We start from the raw sequence: 4,406 nt of genomic DNA, 5'->3' as shown, positions 1-4,406 counted from the left end.
GGAGGCATCCGTCTCCCCGGCGACGACCGCGCCCGCCGCCACGGCGCCCGCCGCCACGGCGCCCGCGCCCGACGAAGAGCTCGGCGCCCGGCCCTACATGGGCTGGAGCAGCTACAGCATGCAGGTGTACTCGGGCAACGGATCGACCTGGATCACCGCCGACCAGATCATCGCCCAGTCCGACGCCATGCACGAGAAGCTGCAGTCGGCGGGGTACGAGTACATCAACATCGATGCCGCGTGGAACGGCGGCACCGACGAGTACGGGCGCCCGACGCCCAGTACGACGCTGTTCCCGAACGGGCTGCAGGCCGTCATCGACCACATCCACGGCAACGGCCAGAAGGTCGGGCTCTACGCGATCCCCGGCATCTCACCCGCGGTGTACGAGGCCGACCTGCCGATCTACGGCGCCTCCGACTGCTCGACGGGCGACATCGTCACGCAGCCGATCCAGCAGGCGGACTACTGGAACATCGGCTACCGCCTCGACTTCGCGAACCCGTGCGCGCAGGCCTACGTGGACTCGATCGCCGACATGTTCGGCGAGTGGGGGATCGACTTCCTCAAGTTCGACAGCGTCACGCCCGGGTCGGGGATCGGCGACCTCTCCCTCGACGCGCGCGACGACGTCGCGGCCTGGTCGCAGGCGCTCGAGCGCAACGGCATCTGGTTCGAGCTCTCGTGGGCCCTCGACATCCGCTATGCCGACTACTGGGCCGAGCACGCCAACGGCTGGCGCGTCGAGTGGGATGTGGAGTGCTACTGCGGCGACGAGGCCCTCACCACGTGGGACAACATCGCCCGGCTCTTCCCGCGCGCGGCCGACTGGTGGCGCTTCGCGGGCCCCGACCGCGGCTGGAACGACTTCGACTCGCTCAACGTGGGCAACGGTTCGATGGACGGTCTGACCCGCGACGAGCGGCGCACGGCGACGACGCTGTGGGCGGTAGCGGCCGCGCCGATGTACGTCGGCAACGACATGACGCGGCTCGACGACTACGGCGTCCAGCTGCTGACGAACCCCGAGGTCATCGCGGTGAACCAGGCGGGCCGCCCCGCCCACCCGGTGTCGACGGCGACGAAGCAGCAGACCTGGTACGCGATGAACCCCGACGGCTCGGTGACCGTGGCGCTCTTCAACCTCGGTCGCACGGACGCCGACATGAAGGTGTCGTTCGCCGACCTGGGCCTCCAGGGATCGGCGAAGGTGCGCGATCTCTGGGCGCAGAAGAACCTCGGCAGCTTCGACGGCGAGTTCACCGCCGACGACGTGCCGGTGCACGGGACGCGCCTGTTCACCGTCACGCCGGCCAAGGGCGGCGAGATCGCGCTGAACGACGACGACGCCCGACTGTCGTACGAGGGTGCGTGGTCCCGCAACGCCGGCAAGGAGATCGTGGCGACCTCGCAGGCGCTGACCGTGTCGTCGTACGACTCGTCGCAGGGCGGGACCGCGCCCGAGCCCGGCGCGTCGAACGTGGTGGCCGTGAACGACAGCGACCCGGCCATCGCCTACAGCGGCAACTGGGGCCACAGCACGGGCCGCGGGCTGGGCGACCACCAGGATGACGTGCACTACGCCGAGGCCGACGGTGCCGCGTTCGAGTACACGTTCGTCGGCACCGGGATCGACTGGGTGACCGAGACCCACTCGTCGCAGGGCGAGGCCGAGGTCTACCTCGACGGCGTGCTGGTCGACACCGTCGACACGTACCTCGACCCGGCACAGGGTCGGGGCGTGCAGCAGGTGATGTACAGCGCGCGCGACCTCGCCGACGGCAGCCACACCATCCGGGTGGTCAAGAAGTCGGGGCAGTTCATGCTGCTCGACCGCCTCGACGTGGTGCAGCAGAGTCTGATCGACGTCGGCTCGGTCGTGTTCGACCGTGCGGCGCCGGAGGGTGCGACGGTCCACATCCTGCGTGACCCGGGCGAGCTCGGCGGCATCTACCGCGACGGCACCGCCCTGAAGAGCGGGACCGACTACACCGTGGAAGCGGAAGCCGTCACCCTCAGCGCGTCGTACCTGTCGACGCTTCCCGACGGCGACACGGCGCTCGACTTCCGGTTCCGCGGCGACCTGCGCGACGACGTGCACTGGACCGAGGACGACGGCGCCGCCGTGGAGCTGACCTTCCGCGGGACGGCCGTCACGGTGACGGGCCCGACGGCGCCCGACCAGGGCGAGGTCGAGGTCTATCTCGACGGTGCGCTGGTCGACACCGTGGACCTGCACAGCGCCGCACGGCTCACGCAGCGCGAGGTCTTCTCGCAGGACGGCCTCGGCAAGGGCGAGCACACCCTGCGGCTCGTGAAGGCGTCGGGCGACGTGCTGCGCGTGGACGCCCTGTCGTACGTGACCGGCTGACGCCGGCGTCGTACGTGACCGGCTGACGTCGGCGTCCGGGTGGCGGGGCGAGAGCCCCGTCGCCTGGGCGCGGGCGCGGTCGCGCTGGGTCAGGCGCGCTCGCGCGGGCTCAGGCGCGGTCGCGCGCCTGGCGCAGCCACCGTTCGATGCCCGCAATGTGGACCTGGGCGATCGAGGTCGCGAGCTCCATGTCATGGTCGGCGATCGCGTCGAGGATCGCCCGGTGCTCGGCGAGCGTGCGCTCGACGGCGCCCGCCTGCGTGAGCCCTCGCCACACACGCGCTCGCACCGTCTGACTGGTGAGGCTGTCCAGCAGGCTGGCGAGGTAGTCGTTGCCGGCGAGCCGCGCGATGGCGCTGTGGAAGCGCACGTCGTGCTCGACCAGGGATTCGATGTCGGTGTCGGGGGCGACGCCGCTGATCTCGGCATCCAGCGCCGCGACGTCGTCGTCGCCCGCCTGCTGTGCCGCCAGACCTGTCGCATGCGACTCGAGCACGCGCCGCACGGCGAAGATCTCGAGCAGCGAGTCGTCGTCGTGGAGATCGACGACGAACGAGATCGCCTCGAGGAGGAGCTTCGGCTCGAGGCTCGTGACGTACGTGCCGTCGCCGCGCCGCACGTCGAGCACCCGGATGACCTCGAGAGCCTTGACGGCCTCGCGCATCGAGCTGCGCGAGAGGCCCAGACGCTCGGCGAGATCCTTCTCGGGAGGAAGGCGCGACCCGGGGGCGAGCTCGCCGCGCACGATCATGTCCTTGATCTTCTCGATCGCTTCGTCGGTGACGGCCACGCGCCCATCTTAGACATCGGATGTCACGGATGAAGGTTGCGGCGGCGCGCGCGCGTCGGCGGCACAATGGAGACATGCGAGTCGTGGACGGACACCTCCATCTCTGGGACCCCGAGGTCCTGACCTACGAGTGGCTGGAGGGATCGCTGCTCCGATCTTTCGGACCGGAAGAGCTCGATCTCGCCTTGCAGGACGCTCCCGACGACGACTTCGGCTTCGTGTTCGTGCAGGCGGAGTGCGCGCCCGAGCAGTCGGTCGCCGAGGTCGACTGGGTCGCGTCGCTGGCACCGCCCGTGCCGCTGCGCGGCATCGTCGCGCGCGCACCGCTCGAGGACCCCGCTGCGACCGACGAGCACCTCGCGGCGTACGAGAGCAGGCCGCTGGTGGTCGGGGTGCGCCGCCTGCTGCAGTTCGAGCCCGACGGCTTCTCCGCGACGGCGGGTTTCCGTGACGCCGCGCGGGCGGTTGCGGCCGCCGGTCTCACGTTCGACGCGTGCGTGCGCTGGAGTCAGCTGTCCGACGTGATCGCCCTCGCCGACGCGGTGCCCGAGCTCACGATCGTGCTGGATCATCTGGGCAAGCCACCGGTCGGATCGGCGGATGCCGCCGCGCCCGCCGACGGCACGCCGTGGGCGACGGAGCTGCACAGGCTCGCCCGGCGCCACAACGTCGCGTGCAAGCTGTCGGGGCTGCCGGCGGAGTCGCAGGGGGAGTGGACCGCCGCACAGCTGCGCCCGTTCCTCGACGTCGCATTGGACGCCTTCGGCCCGCACCGCCTGCTGTTCGGCGGCGACTGGCCGGTGTCCGGACCCTACGGCCGCTGGGTCGAGACCGTGGCGTCGTGGCTCACGGATCGGCTCGGCGAGCACGACCGCGAGGCCGTGCTGGCCACGAACGCCGAGCGCGTGTACCGCCTGGCCTGAGGAGCACCTTCTCGCCCGCTTCCACGACCTTCGCTCAACAGGTCAACCAGCGTTCTACAGGAGAAATCTGTCCCCATCGTCCTGTGGAAGCGTGGTTGACCTGTTGAACGGATGCCGCCGCCCGGCCCGGCGCGGGCCTCAGGAACCCGCGGGACGCAGGCGGAGGGGCGACATCCCGCCGTCCACTTCGATGTAGGTGCCGGTGGTCGACCCGGCGCGGGGGCTGACGAGGTAGAGCACGGCGCCGGCGACCTCGTCGGCCGAGACGAGGCGCCCGTGCGGCTGCCGGGCCTCGAGCGCTGCCCGCTCGGCCGCGGGGTCG

General features: G+C 70.9%; 4 protein-coding genes. 2 read left to right on the top strand and 2 right to left on the bottom strand.

The features are described from left to right. A partial coding sequence (locus tag VIP82_RS16960) for a X2-like carbohydrate binding domain-containing protein (protein ID WP_331910729.1) occupies nucleotides 1-2,371 on the top strand: 2,371 nt, incomplete at its 5' end. Between the two features lie 109 nt (nucleotides 2,372-2,480). Here the strand turns inward: VIP82_RS16960 and VIP82_RS16955 are convergent. Continuing rightward, nucleotides 2,481-3,161: a FadR/GntR family transcriptional regulator gene (locus tag VIP82_RS16955; protein ID WP_331910727.1), complete on the bottom strand. Its 681-nt coding sequence runs from the start codon at nucleotides 3,159-3,161 to the stop codon at nucleotides 2,481-2,483. A gap of 74 nt (nucleotides 3,162-3,235) precedes the next feature. On the opposite strand from VIP82_RS16955, the gene VIP82_RS16950 reads away from it, so the two are divergent. Continuing rightward, a complete protein-coding gene (locus VIP82_RS16950; protein WP_331910725.1) occupies nucleotides 3,236-4,084 on the top strand; it encodes an amidohydrolase family protein in 849 nt (282 codons plus the stop codon). 138 nt (nucleotides 4,085-4,222) lie between these two features. Here the strand turns inward: VIP82_RS16950 and VIP82_RS16945 are convergent. Then, a partial coding sequence (locus VIP82_RS16945; protein ID WP_331910723.1) for an SDR family oxidoreductase occupies nucleotides 4,223-4,406 on the bottom strand: 184 nt, incomplete at its 5' end.

It is taken from the genome of Microbacterium sp., assembly GCF_036566905.1.
Taxonomy (GTDB): Bacteria; Actinomycetota; Actinomycetes; order Actinomycetales; family Microbacteriaceae; genus Microbacterium.
The sequence above is the reverse complement of the archived record's forward strand: the minus strand, read 5'-3'. Positions and strand labels throughout refer to the sequence as shown.

What these genes read in the sequence shown, in the direction of transcription:
- VIP82_RS16950 (WP_331910725.1), top strand. Translation starts at nt 3,236, where the DNA reads ATGCGAGTCGTGGACGGACACCTCCATCTCTGGGACCCCGAGGTCCTG.